This is a genomic window from Pseudomonas sp. MPB23 (genome assembly GCF_046605395.1).
GTDB lineage: Bacteria > Pseudomonadota > Gammaproteobacteria > Pseudomonadales > Pseudomonadaceae > Aquipseudomonas.
In genome coordinates, this window is record NZ_CP176771.1 from 3,334,875 (window position 1) to 3,354,785 (window position 19,911).

Genomic DNA, 19,911 nt, shown 5'->3' on the forward strand with positions numbered 1-19,911 from the left:
TATGTCTACCGCCGTTCGACTCGCCGAGGCAGCCGATGCCGAGGCGATCAGCCAGTTGATCCTGGCAGCCTTGCACAGCAGCAACGCACGGGATTACCCGGCCGATGTGATTGCGCGGGTGGCGGGCAATTTCACGCCTGACGCGGTGCGGGAACTGCTCAAGCGCCGGAGGGTGCTGGTGGCGGTGCAGGACGAGGCGATTGTCGCCACCGCTTCCCTGGACGGCAACGTGGTGCGCTCGGTGTTCGTCGACCCGGCGTTGCAAGGGCAGGGCATCGGTCGGCTGCTGATGATCGAAATCGAATTGCGCGCCCGTGAAGCCGGGGTGACGGTGCTGAGCGTGCCGTCCTCGCTGACCGCCGAACCGTTCTATACCAAGCTGGGCTTTCACACCGTGCGCGATGTCTACCATGGCAACGAACGCACAGTGGTGATGGAGAAAGCGCTGTCGTCGCGTCACCCCATCGGCGCCTATCGTGACCGTCTGCACCGGGCGCAGGTGGTGGCGTTATGGCAGGAAGCGTTTGGTTATGACACCGCGCACAACCTGCCGAGCCTGGCGATCGATAAGAAACTGGCGGTCAATGACGGGCTGTTCTTCGTGGCGACGGATAAGAAAGTCGTGATTGGCACCCTGCTGGCGGGGTACGACGGGCATCGCGGTTGGTTGTATTCGGTGGCGGTGCGCGCTGACTATCGCCGGCAAGGGCTGGGTGCGTCGCTGGTGCGGCATGCGGAGCAGGCATTGACGGCCTTGGGGTGTATGAAGATCAACCTGCAAATCACCGGCGGCAATGACGCGGTGGTGGGGTTCTACGAGGCGTTGGGGTATGGGGTGGAGCCGAGGATCAGCATGGGCAAGAAGATTGCCGACAACATCCCCAAGGGCGCTTGAAGACACGGGGGACCCAATGTGGGAGGGGGCTTGCTCCCGATAGCGGAGTGACAGTCACCGGCAATATTGACTGAGCCACTGCTATCGGGAGCAAGCCCCCTCCCACGGGGTTTTGCGGTGTTTGGGGGTTAGACTTTGACGATCCAGCCTTCTGGGGCTTCGACGTCACCGGTCTGCACGCCGGTCAGCTCTTTGTAGAGCTTCTGGGTGATCGGGCCGACTTCGGTCTCGCTGTAGAACACGTGCAGCTTGCCGTTGTACTGGATGCCGCCGATCGGCGAGATCACCGCGGCGGTACCGCAGGCGCCGGCTTCCTTGAAGTCGGCCAGTTTGTCGATGAACACTTCGCCCTCGACCACTTCCAGGCCCAGGCGGGTCTTGGCCAGTTCGATCAGCGACAGGCGGGTGATGCCTGGCAGCACCGAAGGCGAGCGCGGGGTGACGAACTTGTTGTCGTGGGTGATCCCGAAGAAGTTGGCCGAGCCGACTTCTTCGATTTTCGAGTGGGTCATCGGGTCCAGGTAGATCGCGTCGGCGAAACCGGATTTCTTCGCTTCGGAACCCGGCATCAGGCTGGCGGCGTAGTTGCCGCCCACTTTCGCGGCACCGGTGCCTTGTGGCGCGGCGCGGTCGAAGGTGGAGATCTGGAAGTTGTGCGGCACCAGGCCGCCCTTGAAGTAGGCGCCGACCGGGATGCAGAACACCGAGAAGATGAATTCCGGTGCAGTGCGCACGCCGATATTGTCACCGGTGCCGATCACGAACGGACGCAGGTACAGCGCGCCGCCGCTGCCGTACGGCGGGATGAAGCGCTCGTTAGCCTTGACCACTTGTCGGCAGGCTTCGATGAACACGTCGGTCGGTACATGCGGCATCAGCAGGCGGGCGCAGCTGCGTTGCATGCGGGCGGCGTTCTGGTCCGGGCGGAACAGGTTAATCGAACCGTCCTTGCAACGGTAGGCCTTGAGGCCTTCGAAGCATTGCTGGCCATAGTGCAGGGCGGTGGAGCCCTCGCTGATGTGCAGCACGTTGTCTTCGGTCAGGGTGCCGGGTTGCCACTCGCCGTTTTTAAAGGTCTGGATATAGCGCTTGTCGGTCTTGATGTAGTCAAAACCCAGCTTGTCCCAATTGATGCTTTCGTTACCCATGACACCCTCTATCTCTGGTCAAGTCGGTTTTTTTCTGAATGGGCGCAACAATACTGCATTCTTGCTTTATGTGGGAGCGGGCTTTTGTGGGGGGGCTTGCTCCCGATGAGGGCGCGACAGTCGGTACATGTGTTGACCGGCCCACCGCTATCGGGAGCAAGCCCCCTCCCACAAAAGCCCTCCCCCCTCCCACAAGGGCCCGCTCCCACTAGAGGTGCAGGGCGTGGCCCAGGGCGCGTAGTGCGGCTTCCTGGACGGCTTCGCCCAGGGTCGGGTGGGCGTGGATGGTGCCGGCCACGTCTTCCAGGCGCGCGCCCATTTCCAGGCTCAGGCCAAACGCGGTGGACAGCTCGGACACGCCGACGCCCACGGCCTGCCAGCCGACGATCAGGTGATTGTCCCGCCGCGCCACCACCCGCACGAAGCCGGTTTTCGATTCCAGGGTCATCGCCCGGCCATTGGCCGCGAACGGGAAGCTCGACACGATGCAGTCCAGCCCCGCCGCCTTGGCCTCGTCGGGCGTCTTGCCGACCACCACCAGTTCCGGGTCGGTGAAGCACACCGCCGGTATCGCCGCCGGGCTGAATTCGCGGTGCCTGCCGCTGATCAGTTCGGCGACCATTTCGCCCTGGGCCATGGCCCGGTGCGCGAGCATCGGTTCGCCGCTCAGGTCGCCGATGGCCCACACATTGCGCATGCTGGTCTGGCAGCGGTGGTCGATCTTGATCGCCGCACCGTTCATGTCCAGGTTCAGCGCCTCCAGGTTCCAGCCTTGGGTATTGGGTGTGCGACCGACGGCCACCAGTACCTGGTCGGCCTCCAGCGACACGGTGTCGCCATGCGGGTCGCGGACTTGCAGGCGGTTGTCCGCAAACCCGGTGACGCTGTGCTTGAGGTACAGCTTCACCCCCAGTTGCTTGAGGGATTCGTTCACCGGCTGGGTCAACTCGGCGTCGTAGGCCGGCAGGATGCGCTCCTGGGCCTCGACCACACTGACCTCGGCGCCGAGCTTGCGGTAGGCAATCCCCAGCTCCAGGCCGATATAGCCGCCGCCGACCACCACCAGCCGCTTGGGCACGCGGGTCGGCGCCAGGGCTTCGGTGGACGAGATGATCGGCCCGCCCGGCGGCAGCATTGGCAGGTTGACGCTCTTCGAACCGGTGGCCAGCAGCAGGTGCTCGCATTGGATGCGCTGGTCGCCGACGTCGACGGTCTTGCCGTCCACTACCTTGGCCCAGCCGTGGATCACCTGCACCTTGTGCTTTTTAAGCAGCGCGGCGACGCCGGTGGTCAGGCGGTCGACGATGCCGTCCTTCCATTCCACGCTCTTGCGGATGTCCAGGGTCGGCACGTCCACTTCGATCCCCAGGGGTGAGCCCTGGCTGTGGTGCACGCTTTGCTGGAATTGCTCGGCCACATGGATCAAGGCCTTGGACGGGATGCAGCCGATATTCAGGCAGGTGCCGCCGAGCGCCTGGCCTTCCACCAGGAGGGTCGGGATGCCCAGTTGGCCGGCGCGGATCGCCGCCACATAACCGCCAGGCCCGCCGCCGATGATCAGCAGGGTGGTATGCAATGTCTGCGTCATGCGCTTACTCCAGGAACAGGCTGGCGGGTTGTTCGAGCAGGCCGCGAATGGCCTGGATGAATTGCGCCGCGTCCATGCCGTCGACCACGCGGTGATCGAACGAGCTGGAGAGGTTCATCATCTTGCGGATCACGATCTGGCCCTTGATCACCATCGGCCGTTCAACGATGCGGTTGACGCCGACGATGGCCACTTCCGGCAGGTTCAGCACCGGCGTGCTGACGATGCCGCCCAGCGCCCCGAGGCTGGTCAGGGTGATGGTCGACCCCGACAACTCCTCGCGGCTGGCCTTGCCCGTGCGCGCGGCCGTGGCCAAACGGCTGATTTCTTCGGCATTGCCCCACAGGCTGCGGGCCTCGGCGTGGCGCACCACCGGCACCATCAGGCCCACGTCGCTCTGGGTGGCGACGCCCACATGCACCGCACCGAGGCGGGTGATGACTTGGGCTTCGTCGTCGTAACGCGCGTTGATCTGCGGGAACTCGCGCAGTGCCACGACCATGGCGCGCACGATGAACGGCAGCAGCGTCAGCTTGCCGCGTGTCGCGCCGTGCTTCTCATTGAGGTGCACGCGCAACTCGTCGAGGGCCGTGACGTCGATCTCTTCCACATAGCTGAAATGCGCGGCGCGCCGAGTGGCGTCCTGCATGCGCTGGGCGATCTTGCGGCGCATGCCGATCACCGGGATCTGTTCCTCGTCGTTGCGTTCGGCATAGGGGTTGGCTGCCGTGGTTGTTTGCCCCGGACGCTGGAGCAAGTAAGCGTCCAAATCTTCGTGCAGAATCCGGCCCGCCGGACCGGAGCCCTGTACCAGGCGCAGGGGTATACCCGCATCCAACGCATGCTTGCGCACGGCGGGGGAGGCCAGCGGGCGTTCGTCGGTTTCACGGGCCACGGGCGCCTGGGCGGCCATGGCCGGCGCTGGCGCCGCTGTGCGTACGACCGCTGCCGGTCGGGCTTCAACCGCAGGCGCCGCCGTCACCGGTTCAGCCACGGCCGGCGCGTCCTTGGCATTGCCCGCCCCTTCGACTTCGATGCTGATCAAAATACTGCCCACGGCCATGACTTCACCCGGCTCGCCGCCGAGGGCAATCACCTTGCCGTGCACCGGCGAGGGAATGTCCACCATCGCCTTGTCGGTCATCACATCGGCCAGCACCTGGTCTTCGACAACCATGTCGCCGACCTTCACATGCCAGGCCGACAGTTCAACTTCCGCGATGCCTTCGCCAATGTCCGGCATCTTGATAACGTGCGTGCCCATTCAGACCTCCATGACCCGTTTCAACGCCGCGCCCACGCGGGACGGCCCTGGGAAATACGCCCATTCCTGCGCGTGCGGGTAGGGGGTGTCCCAGCCGGTGACGCGCTCGATCGGCGCTTCCAGGTGGTGGAAGCAATGTTCCTGCACCAGCGCCACCAACTCGGCGCCGAAGCCGCAGGTGCGGGTGGCTTCATGCACCACCACGCAACGGCCGGTCTTTTTCACTGACTTGACGATGGTTTCCAGGTCCAGCGGCCACAGGCTGCGCAGGTCGATGACCTCGGCGTCGATGCCGGTTTCTTCGGCGGCGACTTGCGACACATACACCGTGGTGCCGTAGGTCAGCACGGTGACGGCCGAGCCCGGACGCACGATGGCGGCCACGTCCAGCGGCACGGTGTAGTAACCGTCCGGCACTTGCGCTTGCGGGTGTTTCGACCACGGCGTTACCGGGCGGTCGTGGTGGCCGTCGAACGGGCCGTTATACAGGCGCTTGGGTTCGAGGAAGATCACCGGGTCGTCGTTTTCGATCGAGGCGATCAACAGGCCCTTGGCGTCATACGGGTTGGACGGCATCACCGTGCGCAGGCCGCAGACCTGGGTGAACACTGCTTCGATGCTCTGGCTGTGGGTCTGGCCGCCGTAGATGCCGCCGCCGCAGGGCATGCGCAGGGTCAGCGGTGCGGTGAACTGGCCGGCGGAGCGATAACGCAGGCGCGCGGCCTCGGAGATGATCTGGTCGCTGGCCGGGTAGACGTAGTCGGCGAACTGGATTTCTGCCACCGGGCGCAGGCCGTAAGCGCCCATACCCACCGCCACACCGACGATGCCGCTTTCAGAGATCGGCGCGTCGAACACCCGCGAGGTGCCGTACTTGGTCTGCAAACCTTCGGTGCAACGGAACACGCCGCCGAAGTAACCGACGTCCTGGCCGAACACCACCACATCGTCATCACGTTCAAGCATCACATCCATGGCCGAGCGCAGGGCCTGGATCATGGTCATGGTGGTGGTGGTCATGGCGGTTTCCAGTTCAATACTGTTGTTGTGATCGTTCATGTCAGATCCCCAACTCCTGACGCTGGCGCTTCAAGTGCTCCGGCATCTCTTTGTAGACGTCTTCGAACATGGTCGCGGCGCTTGGAATCTGGCCGCCGGCGAGGGTGCCGTACTGTTCGGCTTGTTTTTGCGCCGCGATGACCTCGGCTTCCAGCTCGGCACTGACGGCCGCGTGTTCCTCGTCCGACCACTGGCCGATCTTGATCAGGTGCTGCTTGAGGCGCGCAATCGGGTCGCCCAGCGGGAAGTGGCTCCAGTCGTCGGCCGGGCGGTATTTGGACGGATCGTCGGAGGTGGAGTGCGGGCCGGCGCGGTAGGTGACCCATTCGATCAGCGTCGGGCCGAGGTTGCGCCGCGCGCGTTCGGCGGCCCAGGCGGAGGCGGCGTACACCGCAATGAAGTCGTTGCCATCCACGCGCAGGGAGGCGATGCCGCAGCCGACGCCGCGTCCGGCGAAGGTGGTGGCTTCACCGCCGGCGATGGCCTGGAAGGTGGAGATCGCCCACTGGTTGTTGACCACGTTGAGAATCACCGGCGCGCGGTACACGTGGGCGAAGGTGAGGGCGGTGTGGAAGTCCGATTCAGCGGTGGCGCCGTCGCCGATCCAGGCCGAGGCGATCTTGGTATCGCCCTTGATCGCCGAGGCCATGCCCCAGCCCACACCCTGTACGAATTGGGTGGCGAGGTTGCCGGAAATGGTGAAAAAACCGGCGTCTTTCACCGAATACATGATCGGCAACTGGCGGCCCTTGAGCGGGTCGCGCTCGTTGGACAGCAGTTGGCAGATCAGGTCCACCAGCGGCACGTCACGGGCCATCAGGATGCTTTGCTGGCGATAGGTGGGAAAGCACATGTCGTCGATGTTCAAGGCCAGGGCCTGGGCGCTACCGATGGCTTCTTCGCCAAGGCTTTGCATATAGAACGACATTTTTTTCTGACGCTGGGCGACCACCATGCGGTTGTCGAAGATGCGCGTCTTGAGCATGGCGCGCATGCCGCGGCGCAGGATCTCGACGGGGATGCCTTCAGCCCAGGGGCCGAGGGCCTGGCCCTGGTCGTCGAGCACGCGGATCAGGCCCTTGGCCAAGTCGGCGGTGTCGGCGGGTTCGACGTCGATGCTGGGTTTACGCACCAGGCCGGCGTCGGTCAGACGCAGGTAGGTAAAGTCGGTCTTGCAGCCTGGGCGGCCCGAGGGTTCGGGAACGTGCAGGCGCAATGGGGCATACGGCTGGTTCATGGCTTTCTACGCTCGATCTTGTGAATTTCTTGTAGTGGGCGCGCTAGCTGACCGTCATCCTCCGGGTAGGCGGAATCTTGTCCTACAAACATCATAGGCGTGGCGTAGAAGAATATTTATCTGTGTTTCATTGCGCCGGGGCTCATTTGCGGATAAAAAAACTGCATAAACACAATAAACAGGTGAATTTGTCTCATGCGCAAACTGGACCGTACCGATATCGGCATTCTCAACGCCCTGCAGGAGAATGCCCGGATCACCAACGCTGACCTGGCCCGCTCGGTCAACCTGTCGCCCACGCCGTGCTTCAACCGGGTCAAGGCCATGGAAGAACTGGGCCTGATTCGCGAGCAGGTCACGCTGCTCGACGCCGACCTGCTGGGGCTGCACGTCAACGTGTTTATCCATGTAAGCCTGGAAAAGCAGAATGAGCTGGCATTGCAGCAGTTCGAAGGGGCGATTGCCGACCGGCCCGAGGTGATGGAGTGCTACTTGATGGCCGGCGATCCGGACTATTTGATCCGCGTGTTGGTGCCGACGATCCAGGCGCTGGAGCGTTTCATGATGGACTTTCTGACGAAAGTGCCAGGGGTTGCCAATATCCGCTCCAGTTTCGCTCTTAAACAAGTGCGCTATAAGACCGCGTTGCCGCTGCCGCGGGATGGATTGATGGTCTGAGACAAGGTTCGTGACGCACTGCAGTTGAAGCATTGCTCTTTATTGGCGTGCGCGCTTTTTAGTATTGATACCTGTCAATGTATGTTTTATCTGAGCGCTCTATTGTAGCCGCTACGTTCCTCATTTAAGTGGTCGGACAAGTCATGGGAAATCAGCCGCCAACGCACACGGGGCTTCAGGCTGAATGAATTTTGTTGTTTAGCTAAGTAATTTAAAAGAACGGAGTTTTTTTCTCGCATCATAAAAATTTCCTTGATTGCTCACGAATTTTTCACGCTTTATTAAACAAATTAGTAGCTATAAGCCACCTAACTAACAAGTCCACGTAAAGGTGAATCGATATGTCCATGAGATCCCTGAAATTGAATCTACGTACCACTCTGTGTTTCGGAGTGGTTTGCATTCTGCTGTTAATACAAGGGGGCATGACGCTGGTAAAAGTTGATTCCGTCTATTCTTCAACCAACGAGATTGAAAGTAACTGGCTGCCCAGTATTCGCCTGGCCGGAAGAATCGATTCAGCTCTGTTTAAGTTGCGTCTGGAGTTGCGTCGTTTTGCCATGGACAGCGCCCGGGAGGGTCAAAGTTCACTGGATAGCCTTCAAAGTGTCCGATCGGAGTTGATGAAGATCGCCCAGAGCTACGCTGTCATGGTGTCGAGCCCCGAGGAGCAGGCCAAATATGACGAAGTGATGAGCGGTATTGCCACTTACAACCAGAAGATCGACGAATTTCTGACGCTCTCCACCACAGGTTCCTCCGAGCAGATCGCCGCTTATCTGAGCAACGTGCAAGCCCCCGTCGCCCTCAAGGCGCAGAACTCGATCAACGACCTGATCGTCCTGAACGAGCGCGGGTCCAATGAGGCGGTGCAGGTCGCCTCCAGCGACTACAACGCTACTCGTCTGTTTACCTGGGTGCTGATGGGCGCTTCAGTGCTGTTGACCGTGGTCGTCGCCAGCCTGTTCACCCGCAGCATCATTACGCCGGTACGTGAGTTGCTGGCATCGACCACCAAGATCGCCGACGGTGATCTGCGCGTGGCGATTGCGGTCAATGGCAACGATGAACTGACCACCCTGCAGCAATCCACGGCCGCCATGCAGATGAACCTCAAAGCCACCTTGCAGCACATCTCCGAAGCCTCCGGGCAGTTGGCCTCGGCTGCCGAAGAGATGAGTTCGATTACCCGTGAGTCCAGCGCCGGTATCGAGCGCCAGAGCATGGAAACCGACCAGGCCGCCACGGCGGTCAATGAGATGACCGCAGCGGTGGAAGAAGTCGCGCGCAACGCCGTCTCGGCTTCGCAGTCGACCCAGGATTCCCAGCGCTCGGCCCAAATCGGCCAGGAGCGTGTGACCCAGACCATCGCCTCGATCGAAAAACTCAGCGCCACCGTGCAGCAGACCGGTGTGGAAGTCGAAGGCCTGGCCAAGCAGGCCCAGGACATCGCACGGGTGGTGGAAGTGATCCGCTCCATTGCCGAACAGACCAACCTGCTGGCGCTGAACGCCGCCATCGAAGCGGCACGGGCCGGCGAGCAAGGTCGCGGGTTTGCGGTGGTGGCCGACGAAGTGCGGGCACTGGCCCATCGGACCCAGACCTCGACCCAGGAAATCGAGCAGATGATCGCGAAGATCCAGACCTGCTCCAACGACGCGGTGTCGTCCATGACCATGAACCGCAGCGAAGCGGTGGACTCGCTGAAAATCGCTCACGAAGCGGGCCAGGCCATCACCCAGATCACCGAAGCGATCGCCGACATCAACGAGCGCAACCTGCTGATTGCCACGGCCTCCGAGGAACAGGCGCACGTGGCGCGCTCCGTGGACCAGAACCTGATCAGCATTCGCGACCTGTCGATCCAGAGTTCGTCCGCCGCCGGGCAAACGTCGATCGCCAGCCACGAACTGTCGAAGCTGGCCATGGACCTCAAGCAGATCGTTTCCAAGTTCGCCATCAACTGAGTCCAGCCGATCCGGCCCCGCGTGCGCGCCGTCTGGCGCGCACGCGGCGCTGATGTAACGCAAGGTCCTCGGCCGGCGGTTCACGCCCGGTCTTACACCCTAAGTGCCGGGCCTGTGACCGGGCCCGTCTTACACCGAATTTGCCGGGCACCCACTGCGCGCCCAAAGCACCCTCCAATCAGCGCCAAGGCAGCGTAGGCCGTGGCCTGACCGTTTTCGATAATCACCTCCGACATCACGTCCTCGATGCGGAGCGCACCATGCATAACAATAAAAATCTCCCCCTGCGTCTGTTACCTGTTTTTATCCTCGGCTTGGGCCTGAGCCCATTCGCCGACGCCGAAATCATGCTGTACGACAAAGACGACACCACGTTTTCCACCGATGGCTACATCAACGCCTTCTACGTCAACAGCAATGTCGACCGTGCCGGTGACCAATATGACCGCCGCCAGGCGCGGGTGAAGATGGGCTTTTTGCCCAACTACCTGGGCTTCAACATGAGCAAGCAGGTCGACGACCTCAAGCTCGGCGCCCGGGCGTCGTTCTGGGTGACCATCAACGACAGCGAAACCAACGGCACCGACACCGCCATCGATGTGCGCCAGTTCTACGGCACCGTGGCCAACCCGGAATGGGGCGAAGTGCTGATCGGCAAGGACTTCGGCCTGTTCGCCCGCTCCAACATCCTGCTCGATGAACTGTTGGCCGGTTACGGCCAGGTCAGCGACAGCCTCGGCCTGGTGGACGGCGGCGGGGTGTCGTTCGGCAATATCGGCAGCGGTTATCCGTACCCGTTCCCGACCTCGCAGATCACCTACCGCACTCCGGTGATGGACGGCCTGCGGGTCGCCGTCGGCATCCTCGATCCGGTGGACACCAACGACAGCAGCGCCCAGGGCAAGGCCTACCAGAAGAACCCGCGTACCGAGAGCGAGATCACCTACCAGTTCGAGTTGGGCGGGGCGAAGATCTACAGCTGGCTCAACGGCAGCTACCAGACTTCGGAGAACACCGACTCCAACGTCGACAGCGTCACCTCCAAGGGCCTGGGCTACGGCGTGCAGGCGAAAATGGGCGGCTTGTCCCTGACCGGTTCGGGTTTCCAGGCCAAGGGCATCAACCCGTTCTTCACCAACAACGCCGGCGAAGCCACCCTGCGTAATGTCGACAGCAACGGCTACTTGCTGCAGGGCTCCTACAAGCTGGGCAAAAACCGCCTGGCGTTGTCCTACGGCAAGACCAAGGACGACGGCAACGGCGTGGTGGGCAGCGGCGCGGACTATGACACCCGTGGGGTTGCGCTGTTTCACGACGTTAACGCCAACCTGACGCTGGTGGCCGAGTACAACCAGTTTCAGATCAGGGGCCATGACACCAGCGCGCAAAACGAAGACACCAACACCTTCGCCGTCGGCGCCGTCCTCACCTGGTAACTCCCCGCTGTAGGCGCCGGCAAGCCGGCGCCTACAGCGGTAATTCATCCCATTGAAGCCCCCGACCCAGTACCCAAGTAGCATAGGTCCCGCCCCTGGCCCTTCGTACACTCATGCTTCAGAGGGGGAACCAACGATGCACAACAGTGAAGGCGTAGTCAGTGCCATGTCCCAGGCCACCGACCCCGGGCAGGCCGCCGAGGAACTGGCCCGGCAACTGCTGCATCCGTACCTGGGCTTCGTGCTGTTCTTCTGCTCGGCGTCCTACGACCTGGAAGCGCTCGGCCATGCGCTGCAAGAGTGCTTCGGCAAGGTCCGCGTGGTGGGTTGCACCAGCGCCGGCGAGATCACGCCCCAGGGCTACGGGCGCAATTGCGTGACCGCGATGGGCTTCAACCATGCGCATTTTTCGATTGCCACCGAGTTGATCGACCAGGTGGAACACTTCAGCCTGATTGACGCCCAACAGATGGTCGAACGCCTGGTGGGCGGCTGTCGCAGCAACACCCTGGCGCCGATCAAGGGCAACACCTTCGCCCTGACCTTGCTCGACGGCCTGTCCAGCCGCGAAGAAATGGTGCTCGCCGCCCTCAGCGCGGCCCTGGGCGATATCCCGCATTTCGGCGGTTCGGCCGGCGACGACAACTTCCTCACCCACACCCACGTGTACTTCAACGGCGCGTTCCACAGCGGCGCGGCGGTGGTGGTGATGGTCAATACCTGGCTGGATTTCGAGGTGTTCACCACCCATCACATCCTGCCGCGCACGGAAAAACTGGTGGTGACCGGCGCCGACAGCCCGTCGCGCCGGGTCTTCGAGCTCAATGCGGAACCGGCCGCCGCAGAATACGCGCGGCATATCGGCGTGGCCGTGGCCGACCTCGACCACCGCATCTTCGCTGCCCACCCGTTGGCGGTGCGCATCCACGACCAGTATTACGTGCGCGCCATCCAGCAGGTGCACGACGACCTGAGCCTGAGTTTCTACTGCGCGGTGGAAAACGGCATCGTGCTCACCGTGATGAAACCCGGGCCGATTCTGCCGAACCTGCAAACCCTGTTCGACGGCCTGCAAGCGCGCCTCGGCGACCTGTTGCTGACCATCGGCTGCGACTGCTTCCTGCGGCGCCTGGAGCTGGAAGACAGCGATAACCTGGAACAGATCGGCCGTTACCTGCGCGACCAGCGGGTGCTGGGCTTCAACACCTACGGAGAACAGTTCAATGGCATGCACATCAACCAGACCTTCACCGGGGTCGCCATTGCCCGAGGCCGACGCTGAACTGCTGGCCCAGGTTGCCCAACTGCAACAGGACAACCACAAGCTGGCGCGCATCAACGCGGCATTGATCGAGCGCATCGAGTCCGGCATGAGCCAGGGCAACAACCCCTACACCACCTTCCAGCATTCGGTGGTGCTGGCCGAGCAAGTGCGCGAACGCACCGATGCGCTGAACCAGGCGATGGCCGAGCTCAAGGCCAGCAATCACTTGCTGATCAACGCCCAGTTGCGCGCCGAAACCCTGCGCGGCGAACAGGCGGCCGCGCAAAAGGCCCAGGAAAGCGAACGCTGGATCCGTCTGATCACCGACCACGTGCCGGCCCTGATCGGCTACCTGAACGCCGACCTGGTCTACGAGTTCACCAACAAAGTCTACGAAGAATGGTACTGCTGGCCGCGCGGCATGATGCTCGGGCTGAGCCTGCGCGAAGTTCACAGCGAGCAGCATTGCGAGCGCCTGGATGCCTATGTCTCCCGCGCCCTGGCCGGGGAGAGCGTGACCTTCGAGTTCGCCGAAACCAACATCAACAACCAGGAGCGCTACATGCTGCGCTCCTATGTACCGAACATGTTGGCCAGCGGCGAAGTGGTGGGAATCTTCGTACTGATCCGCGACATCACCGAACGGCGTCGCACCGCCGAAGCCTTGCACCAGGCCTATCAGCACCTGGAGCAGCGCGTGGCCCAGCGCACCTCGGAACTGACTTCGCTCAACGATCAATTGTTGAAAGAGATCGACGAGCGCCGGCGCATGGAAACCCGTCTGCGCGAGGCCAAGCTGGAGGCCGAGCAGGCCAACCTGTCGAAAACCAAATTCCTGGCGGCCGTCAGCCATGACTTGCTGCAACCGCTCAACGCCGCGCGCCTGTTCACCAGTGCCTTGCTGGAACGCCCCAGCGAAACCCTGGTGCGCAACGTGAGCAATTCCCTGGAAGACGTGGAAAACCTGCTGGGCACCCTCGTCGATATTTCCAAGCTCGATGCCGGCGTGATCAAGGCCGATATCGCGCCGTTCGCCCTCAGTGAATTGCTCGACAACCTGGCGGCGGAATACACCGAACTGGCCCGCAGCGAAGGGCTGGCCTTGCACTTTGTCGGTTGTTCGGCGCTGGTGCGCAGCGATATCCAGCTGCTGGCGCGCATCCTGCGCAACCTGCTGAGCAATGCCATCCGCTACACCTACAAGGGCCGTGTGGTGCTGGGCTGTCGGCGCCAGCATCAGCGTTTGTCGATCCAGGTGTGGGACAGCGGCATGGGCATCGCCGAGGAGCGCTTGGAGGAGATTTTCCAGGAGTTCAAGCGCGGCGATGTGCAGCGCCCGGACCAGGATCGCGGGCTCGGCCTGGGCCTGGCGATCGTGGAGAAAATCGCCGGGATTCTCGGGCACCGCATCAGCGTCAGGTCGTGGCCGGGCAAGGGTTCGATGTTTTCCGTGGAAGTGCCGTTGAGCGCCACCGCGCCGGCCCCTCTGGCGATACCGACCATGAGCGACGCGATGCTCGAACGCCTGCAGGGCGCACGGGTGTGGGTGCTGGATAACGACGCGGCGATCTGCGCGGGCATGCGCACCTTGCTCGAAGGCTGGGGTTGCCGGGTGGTGACGGCGTTGTCGGAGCAGGACCTGGCGCGGCAGGTGGACAACTACCATGCCGAGGCGGACCTGTTGATTGCCGACTACCACCTCGACGACGACCAGAACGGCGTGGACGCCGTAGCCCGCATCAACGCGCGGCGCGGCCAGGCGATCCCGGCGCTGATGATTACCGCCAACTACAGCAATGAGCTCAAGCAACAGATTCGCGAGTTGGGGCATACCCTGATGCACAAGCCGGTGCGGCCAATGAAACTCAAGACCGCCATGAGCCACCTGCTCGGCCGGCCCTGACATGTGGGAACCACCTGAAGATCTTAGAGCACCGCCATTCCACTGTGGGAGGGGGCTTGCTCCCGATGGCGGGCTGTCAGTCGATATCGCACTGACTGATGCACCGCTATCGGGAGCAAGCCCCCTCCCACACTGAGGATCACCTGCACCCGGCCGGCCCTGACAGGCATGGATCAAAGGTGGGAGGGCTTCCTCCCACTTTGGGTTTTGTGTGGTGTCTGAGCGATCAGCGGCGCAGGTACGAGCCGAAGTCGATGTCCCCGGCGCTGAGGATCGCTTGCACCCGGTTATGCACATTCAACTTGCGCAAAATCGCCGACACGTGGGCCTTCACCGTGGTTTCGGCGATTTCCAGGGTGTAGGCGATCTGCTTGTTCGACTCGCCCTTGGTCATCCGTTCCAGCACCAGCAATTGCTTGCGCGTCAGTGCCTGCAGCAGTTCGGGGGCGAAGCCGGGGTTTTCGTTGAGGCGCCGGTGCGTGCCGGTTTTCTGCGTGCGGATGATGTCCGGCGGCAGGTACACGTTGCCGTTGAGAATCTGTTGGATCGCGTCGGTCATCTGCTGGCGCGGCGAGGACTTGGTGATAAACCCCACGGCGCCATAGGTGATGGCTTGCAGCACGATCTGCTTGTCCTGCTCGGCGGAGACAATCACCACCGGAATGGTCGGCGCTTCGTTGCGCAGGTTGATCAGGCCGTTGAGGCCGTGCATGCCGGGCATGTTCAGGTCGAGCAGGATCAGGTCGAGGTCGTCGTGGTCCTGGGTCAACGCCAGGGCGCTGTCCAGGTCGGCGGTTTCCATCACTTCACTGCCGGGGAAACCGTCGCTGATGACGTTGTGGATCGCTTCGCGAAACAGTGGGTGATCGTCGGCAATCAGGATTTTGTACATGGCCGTTCACCTTTCTTATTGTGGTTATTCAAATGGCTCGGGTTGCGCGACCGCTACCGGCAGCTTCGCCGCTTCCCAGGCATCCAGACCGTCGCGATACCAATACACAGAGGTATAGCCCAGGCTGGCGGCACGTTTTACCGCGTTCCAACTCAGCCAGCAATCGGAGCGGCAATAGAAGACCAACGGTCGGGCGAGGTTGCCGCCGCTGTAGGTGTACAGGTGGCGCACGAAATAGCTTTGCCATTCTGGCGTGAGGTCGCCGTCGCCGGTGTTGGCCAGCCAGTGGCTGCCGGGCAGGTTGGCGTGGGGCTGGTCTTCGATAAAGCGGCCTTGCAGCCACTGGCGGCGGTACACGTCGATCAGCACCGGGGCCGGGGTTTGGGTGAGCAAGGCTTGCAGGGCCGGGGTGTCGACGATGGTCGCGCCCTGCAGATGATCGGGCGTGGGGCTGCGATACAGGCTGATGCGGTAGCCGTCGGCGGAAAATAACGGCGTATCGGCCTGGGTGTTGAAGGCGAACAGACACAGCAGTGCCAGCAGGGGCAGTCGGGCGTGCAGCATGGCAGGTCGATCCTTATCGTTATGCGGCCATTACACGTGAGTCCCGAGCCCTTGGGAATGCGACGATAGACAGGAAAACCGGTACTAAAGTAGTAGTTTTGTGCGCCCTCAGCCCTTTTTGCGCAACGCCGCATGCTGGGGGTTGAAGGTCAGCACCGCCAGCAGCGCGAACAGCACGGTCAAGCCCAGGCACACCGCCAGGGCCAGGCCGGCGAAGCGTTCGTAGAGGGCAAAGCGCACCAGCTCGACGGCATGGGTGAAGGGGTTGATTGCGCACAGCCAATACAGCCACTCGCTGGAGTCGCGCATCTTCCACAACGGGTACAGCGCCGATGACATGAAGAACAGCGGGAAGATCACGAAATTCATCACCCCGGCGAAGTTCTCCAGTTGGCGGATTGCGTTCGACAGCAACAGGCCCAGGGCGCTGAGCATCAACGCCACCAGCAGCAAGGCGGGCAGGGCGATCAACAGGCCCATGGCCGGCGGTTGCACGCCGTAGACCCAGGCAATCGCCAGGAAGCCGTACACCTGCAACAACGAAATCAGCGCGGTGGCGAGCAACTTGCTGCACAGCAAAAACGTGCGCGGCAGCGGGCTGGTCAGCAGCACGCGCATGCTGCCCATCTCGCGGTCGTAGACCATCGACAGCGAGCCCTGCATGCCGTTGAACAGCAGGATCATGCAGGCCAACCCCGGGATGATGTAGACCTCGTAGGGGATGTAGGTGTCGTAGGGTTCGATCACCGAGATACCCAGCGCAGCGCGAAAGCCGGCGGCGAACACCAGCAGCCACAGCAGCGGGCGCACCAGGGCGCTGAGAAACCGCGTGCGCTGCAACACAAAGCGCAGCCATTCGCGCAGCACGATGCCGCGCAAGCATTGCCAGTAAGCGTTCATGCGGCGGCTCCCGTGGCGCTGGGGCGGGTCAGGCGGGCGAACACGCTGCCCAGGTCGCCACCTTGTTGCGCGATCAACGCATCGACTTGCCCGCTGGCCACCAAGTGGCCCTGGTGCAGAATCATCAACGCATCGTTGGCCTGCACTTCATCGAGCAGGTGGGTGGTCCACAGCACGCTGATGCCGTGTTCGAGGCACAGGCTGCGCACGTGCTGGTTCAGCGCCAGGCGGCTGGCGGGGTCGAGGCCGACGCTGGCTTCGTCGAGCAGCAGCAAGCGCGGTTCATGCAGCAATGCCCGGGCGATTTCCACGCGGCGCCGGTGCCCGCCGTTGAGCTCGCGGACTTTTTCGCGGCGTCGTTCGGTGAGGGCCTGGCGCGCCAGTTCGGCGTCCACACGCAGGTTGGTCTGGCGCCGCGACAGGCCGTGCAGCGCGGCGTGGTAGCGCAGGTTCTGTTCGACGCTCAAGTCCAGGTCCAGAGTGCTTTGCTGGAACACTACGCCCAGTTGGGTGAGGGCCGCGCGCGGTGCGTCGCGCAGGGAATGGCCGCCGACGCGGATGTCGCCGCTTTGCAGGTCATACAGCCGCGTGAGCAGGGCGATCAAGGTGGATTTGCCCGCGCCGTTGGGCCCCAGCAACGCGGCAAAGCGCCCCGGTGCCAGGCTGAAACTCACCTCATGCAAGGCCTGGCGGGCGCCATAGGCGAAGCTCAGGGCGTGCACGTCGAGCGCATTCATGGCGTGACCACCACGCCCCATGGATAGCGCCCGACCTTCACCGACTTGATGACCTTGAGGCTGTCCACATCGATCACCGACACATCGCCGCTGACGCCATTGGTGGCCAGCAACTGTTTTTCGTCCGGGGTGAATGTCAGCTGCCACACGCGGCGGCCCACCAGCAGATAGTCGAGGATCTCGAAGGTCTTGGCGTCGATCACCGCCACATGGTTGGCCGGGCCGAGCGCGACGAAGCCGTACTTGCCGTCGGCGCTGAGCTTGATCCCCACCGGCTGCACCTTGTCCGGGTGCACGCCCTTGATCTTGAAGGTCAGGGTCTTGAGGATGGCGCGGCTGGCCACGTCGAGGATGGTCACGGTGCCGCCGATTTCCGCCGAGGCCCACAACTGCGAGCCATCGTGGTTGAACTCGACGAAGCGCGGGCGCTGGTCCACCAGGGTGCTGTCGACCAGGGTCTGGGTGCTGGTGTCGATCCAGTGCAGCATGTTTGTGGTTTCGCTGGTGTTCACCGCCCACTTGCCGTCCGGGCTCACGGCCATGCCTTCGGGCTCGACGCCGACGTTGATCTGGCCGAGCACTTTGGAGGTCTCGGTGTCGATCACCGTGACCAGCGCATCATCTTCGTTGGACACGTACAGCCAGCGGTCATTGGGGTGCAGGGCGAACTGCTCGGGGTCCTTGCCGGAGGGCAGTTCCTTGATGATCTTGCGCGTGGCCACGTCCATCACTTGCACGCGGTCCGAGTCGCTGGCGCAGATGTACAGCAGCTTCTTGTCATGGGACAGCAGCAGCCCGCGTGGGCGCTGGCCGACCTTGAGGGTATCGGTGACTTGCAGGGTCTGCATGTCGATCAGGCTCAAGGTGTTGTCTTTTTCGTTGGAGACCCAGGCGGTACTGGCCACGGCGTGCCCGGCGGCAAGCAGCAGGGCGCATGAGAGCAGGGTGCGGCGCATGGCGGATTCCTTATTATTGTGGGTGGGCGATCAGGGAAAGCGGCAGGTCACCTCGGGCTTGTCGTAGCCCAGGCTGTCCATTTCGTTGACGGGGTGCAGGAAACCGTCCTGGGGCGAGGTGGTGACCAGGGCGCGGGGTTGCACGATGGGGATCGGTTGGCGCAGTTGGCCGTTCCAGGGACGATAGCTGAGCTTGCGGCCCTTGAAGCCGTCCAGGGGCAGTTGTTCGCTGATTTCCAGTTGGCGGAGGGGCATCGGGTCGACCTGGCGCAGTTTGCTCACGGCACTGGCGATGCTACGCACGGCCATCCAGGCGGCGAAGTCGCGGTCGTTCATCCAGCGCCCGGCCAGGGCCTCGAAGCGTTTTTGCAATTGGGCGGCGCCGTAGGTCTCCACGGTTTTGTGCCAGCCGGTGGGCGTCAGGCCCTGGGTGCCGGCGACGGGGCGCGGGTACCACGTCTGGTAGGGCACGTATTCGCCGAAGTCGCCGCGCTCGTCGGCCACCAGCACCACATCGTATTCGGCGGTCTGGGTGAACAGCGGCATGTCTGCTTGTGCGCTGCGGCGTTGGTCGTTGTCGAAGCGCCAGGCTTTCTCGGCCACCAGTTGCACGCCGAAGCGCTTGGCGGCGCGGCGCAGGGCGGCGGCGTAGGCCTGGTCGTCGTCGGTGGGGCCGACGATCAGCAGCGCCTTCTGCCATTTGCGCACCACCAGGAACTGCGCCAAGGCATCGGCGAGCATGGCGCGGCTCGGCAGCGTATGCAGCACGTTGCTCAGGCAGTCGGTGCTGCGCAGGCTGTCATCGGGGCTGCCGGCGTTGAACAGCAGGCTGTCGGGCAGCGCCGCGCTGAGTTGGCGCAGGCTGGCGGCCGGGGCGTTGACCACGAACAGGCGCAGGCCCTGGGCGTGCTGGGCCTGGGCGGCGGCGAGGAGGGCGTCGGGGCTGTCCGCCGTGGCGGTGGTCAGGCTGTAGCGCTGGTTGAGAAACGCGCCGGTGCTGTTGCTATCGATGATCGCCAGTTCGGCGCCGCGTTGCCCGGCATCGGTTGGCTCGGGAATCACATTCGACAGCAGTGGCCCCGGATCGGGCCGGTAGCCCAGGTAGCCGATCTGCACCGCCAACGGCGCCTCGGCGGCCTGGGTGGCGGTGGCCAGCCCGGCGGCGCAAGCGATCGCCAGCAGGTAGATCACGGCGTAGGGGGCGAGCTGGCGCATAAGGCACTCCATGTCAGGTCGCTTCAGCATAGGAACCCTTGGGGTCGCTGCAAATATGCAGAAAGTAGCGCTGGGGCAGTACCAAGGTAGTAGCCCCGCCTGCGTGATGGGGTCTTAGCATGGGTTACCCCCTTCAGGCTGACTTGGGAGATGACCGATCATGCAAATCCTCAAAGCATTGCTGTTGCCGTTCCTGCTGATCATCAGC

Annotated in this window: 17 protein-coding genes; 6 read left to right on the top strand and 11 right to left on the bottom strand. The window is 63.0% G+C overall.

What is annotated here, in order from left to right; translation table 11 throughout:
* Position 1: 1 nt before the first annotated feature.
* Entirely contained in the window at positions 2–895 is an 894-nt protein-coding gene (locus tag ACLH0J_RS15515) for a GNAT family acetyltransferase (RefSeq protein WP_411392686.1), read from the top strand.
* A gap of 128 nt (positions 896–1,023) precedes the next feature.
* Here ACLH0J_RS15515 and ACLH0J_RS15520 read toward each other — a convergent pair whose 3' ends face one another.
* The 5 genes from ACLH0J_RS15520 to ACLH0J_RS15540 form a co-directional block, all read right to left on the bottom strand.
* Positions 1,024–2,043: a branched-chain amino acid aminotransferase gene (locus ACLH0J_RS15520; RefSeq protein WP_411392687.1), complete on the bottom strand. Its 1,020-nt coding sequence runs from the start codon at positions 2,041–2,043 to the stop codon at positions 1,024–1,026.
* Positions 2,044–2,251: 208 nt separating this feature from the next.
* Positions 2,252–3,631 carry a dihydrolipoyl dehydrogenase gene (lpdA, locus tag ACLH0J_RS15525; RefSeq protein ID WP_411392688.1) on the bottom strand — a complete coding sequence of 460 codons (1,380 nt, stop codon included), beginning with the start codon at positions 3,629–3,631 and terminating at the stop codon, positions 2,252–2,254.
* 4 nt (positions 3,632–3,635) lie between these two features.
* On the bottom strand, positions 3,636–4,895 hold the full coding sequence (locus ACLH0J_RS15530; RefSeq protein ID WP_411392689.1) for a dihydrolipoamide acetyltransferase family protein: 1,260 nt from the start codon (positions 4,893–4,895) through the stop codon (positions 3,636–3,638).
* Positions 4,896–5,954: an alpha-ketoacid dehydrogenase subunit beta gene (locus tag ACLH0J_RS15535; RefSeq protein ID WP_411392690.1), complete on the bottom strand. Its 1,059-nt coding sequence runs from the start codon at positions 5,952–5,954 to the stop codon at positions 4,896–4,898.
* 1 nt (position 5,955) lies between these two features.
* Positions 5,956–7,191, bottom strand: a complete 1,236-nt coding sequence (locus ACLH0J_RS15540) for a 3-methyl-2-oxobutanoate dehydrogenase (2-methylpropanoyl-transferring) subunit alpha (protein WP_411392691.1) — start codon at positions 7,189–7,191, stop codon at positions 5,956–5,958.
* A 195-nt stretch (positions 7,192–7,386) separates the two neighbouring features.
* Between ACLH0J_RS15540 and bkdR the strand changes: the two genes are divergently transcribed.
* The 5 genes from bkdR to ACLH0J_RS15565 all read left to right on the top strand — a co-directional run bounded on the left by bkdR (position 7,387) and on the right by ACLH0J_RS15565 (position 14,439).
* Positions 7,387–7,869 (top strand): Bkd operon transcriptional regulator BkdR, encoded by a 483-nt coding sequence (gene bkdR, locus ACLH0J_RS15545; RefSeq protein ID WP_411392692.1) that lies wholly within the window; start codon positions 7,387–7,389, stop codon positions 7,867–7,869.
* Between the two features lie 347 nt (positions 7,870–8,216).
* Positions 8,217–9,836 carry a methyl-accepting chemotaxis protein gene (locus tag ACLH0J_RS15550; protein ID WP_411392834.1) on the top strand — a complete coding sequence of 540 codons (1,620 nt, stop codon included), beginning with the start codon at positions 8,217–8,219 and terminating at the stop codon, positions 9,834–9,836.
* A 260-nt stretch (positions 9,837–10,096) separates the two neighbouring features.
* Positions 10,097–11,272 carry a porin gene (locus ACLH0J_RS15555; RefSeq protein ID WP_411392693.1) on the top strand — a complete coding sequence of 392 codons (1,176 nt, stop codon included), beginning with the start codon at positions 10,097–10,099 and terminating at the stop codon, positions 11,270–11,272.
* A 136-nt stretch (positions 11,273–11,408) separates the two neighbouring features.
* Positions 11,409–12,554: a nitric oxide-sensing protein NosP gene (gene nosP / locus ACLH0J_RS15560; protein ID WP_411392694.1), complete on the top strand. Its 1,146-nt coding sequence runs from the start codon at positions 11,409–11,411 to the stop codon at positions 12,552–12,554.
* Entirely contained in the window at positions 12,496–14,439 is a 1,944-nt protein-coding gene (locus ACLH0J_RS15565; protein ID WP_411392695.1) for a NahK/ErcS family hybrid sensor histidine kinase/response regulator, read from the top strand. The genes nosP and ACLH0J_RS15565 overlap by 59 nt, the downstream gene beginning before the upstream one ends.
* 226 nt (positions 14,440–14,665) lie before the next feature.
* On the opposite strand, the gene ACLH0J_RS15570 is transcribed toward ACLH0J_RS15565, so the two are convergent.
* From ACLH0J_RS15570 to ACLH0J_RS15595, 6 genes are all read right to left on the bottom strand, one after another.
* Positions 14,666–15,331 carry a response regulator gene (locus ACLH0J_RS15570; protein WP_411392696.1) on the bottom strand — a complete coding sequence of 222 codons (666 nt, stop codon included), beginning with the start codon at positions 15,329–15,331 and terminating at the stop codon, positions 14,666–14,668.
* A 24-nt stretch (positions 15,332–15,355) separates the two neighbouring features.
* Positions 15,356–15,895 carry a PQQ-dependent catabolism-associated CXXCW motif protein gene (locus ACLH0J_RS15575; protein WP_411392697.1) on the bottom strand — a complete coding sequence of 180 codons (540 nt, stop codon included), beginning with the start codon at positions 15,893–15,895 and terminating at the stop codon, positions 15,356–15,358.
* A gap of 108 nt (positions 15,896–16,003) precedes the next feature.
* On the bottom strand, positions 16,004–16,795 hold the full coding sequence (locus ACLH0J_RS15580; protein ID WP_247402978.1) for an ABC transporter permease: 792 nt from the start codon (positions 16,793–16,795) through the stop codon (positions 16,004–16,006).
* Positions 16,792–17,532 (bottom strand): ABC transporter ATP-binding protein, encoded by a 741-nt coding sequence (locus ACLH0J_RS15585; RefSeq protein WP_411392698.1) that lies wholly within the window; start codon positions 17,530–17,532, stop codon positions 16,792–16,794. Before ACLH0J_RS15585 ends, ACLH0J_RS15580 begins: the two co-directional genes overlap by 4 nt.
* Entirely contained in the window at positions 17,529–18,488 is a 960-nt protein-coding gene (locus ACLH0J_RS15590) for a YVTN family beta-propeller repeat protein (RefSeq protein ID WP_411392699.1), read from the bottom strand. The genes ACLH0J_RS15585 and ACLH0J_RS15590 overlap by 4 nt, the downstream gene beginning before the upstream one ends.
* Before the next feature lie 30 nt (positions 18,489–18,518).
* Positions 18,519–19,703, bottom strand: coding sequence for an ABC transporter substrate-binding protein (locus tag ACLH0J_RS15595; RefSeq protein WP_411392700.1), 1,185 nt, complete (start codon positions 19,701–19,703; stop codon positions 18,519–18,521).
* Positions 19,704–19,911: the final 208 nt, after the last annotated feature.

What these genes read in the sequence shown, in the direction of transcription:
- ACLH0J_RS15515 (WP_411392686.1), top strand. Translation starts at nt 2, where the DNA reads ATGTCTACCGCCGTTCGACTCGCCGAGGCAGCCGATGCCGAGGCGATC.
- ACLH0J_RS15520 (WP_411392687.1), bottom strand. Translation starts at nt 2,043, where the DNA reads ATGGGTAACGAAAGCATCAATTGGGACAAGCTGGGTTTTGACTACATC.
- lpdA (WP_411392688.1), bottom strand. Translation starts at nt 3,631, where the DNA reads ATGACGCAGACATTGCATACCACCCTGCTGATCATCGGCGGCGGGCCT.
- ACLH0J_RS15530 (WP_411392689.1), bottom strand. Translation starts at nt 4,895, where the DNA reads ATGGGCACGCACGTTATCAAGATGCCGGACATTGGCGAAGGCATCGCG.
- ACLH0J_RS15535 (WP_411392690.1), bottom strand. Translation starts at nt 5,954, where the DNA reads ATGAACGATCACAACAACAGTATTGAACTGGAAACCGCCATGACCACC.
- ACLH0J_RS15540 (WP_411392691.1), bottom strand. Translation starts at nt 7,191, where the DNA reads ATGAACCAGCCGTATGCCCCATTGCGCCTGCACGTTCCCGAACCCTCG.
- bkdR (WP_411392692.1), top strand. Translation starts at nt 7,387, where the DNA reads ATGCGCAAACTGGACCGTACCGATATCGGCATTCTCAACGCCCTGCAG.
- ACLH0J_RS15550 (WP_411392834.1), top strand. Translation starts at nt 8,217, where the DNA reads ATGAGATCCCTGAAATTGAATCTACGTACCACTCTGTGTTTCGGAGTG.
- ACLH0J_RS15555 (WP_411392693.1), top strand. Translation starts at nt 10,097, where the DNA reads ATGCATAACAATAAAAATCTCCCCCTGCGTCTGTTACCTGTTTTTATC.
- nosP (WP_411392694.1), top strand. Translation starts at nt 11,409, where the DNA reads ATGCACAACAGTGAAGGCGTAGTCAGTGCCATGTCCCAGGCCACCGAC.
- ACLH0J_RS15565 (WP_411392695.1), top strand. Translation starts at nt 12,496, where the DNA reads ATGGCATGCACATCAACCAGACCTTCACCGGGGTCGCCATTGCCCGAG.
- ACLH0J_RS15570 (WP_411392696.1), bottom strand. Translation starts at nt 15,331, where the DNA reads ATGTACAAAATCCTGATTGCCGACGATCACCCACTGTTTCGCGAAGCG.
- ACLH0J_RS15575 (WP_411392697.1), bottom strand. Translation starts at nt 15,895, where the DNA reads ATGCTGCACGCCCGACTGCCCCTGCTGGCACTGCTGTGTCTGTTCGCC.
- ACLH0J_RS15580 (WP_247402978.1), bottom strand. Translation starts at nt 16,795, where the DNA reads ATGAACGCTTACTGGCAATGCTTGCGCGGCATCGTGCTGCGCGAATGG.
- ACLH0J_RS15585 (WP_411392698.1), bottom strand. Translation starts at nt 17,532, where the DNA reads ATGAATGCGCTCGACGTGCACGCCCTGAGCTTCGCCTATGGCGCCCGC.
- ACLH0J_RS15590 (WP_411392699.1), bottom strand. Translation starts at nt 18,488, where the DNA reads ATGCGCCGCACCCTGCTCTCATGCGCCCTGCTGCTTGCCGCCGGGCAC.
- ACLH0J_RS15595 (WP_411392700.1), bottom strand. Translation starts at nt 19,703, where the DNA reads ATGCGCCAGCTCGCCCCCTACGCCGTGATCTACCTGCTGGCGATCGCT.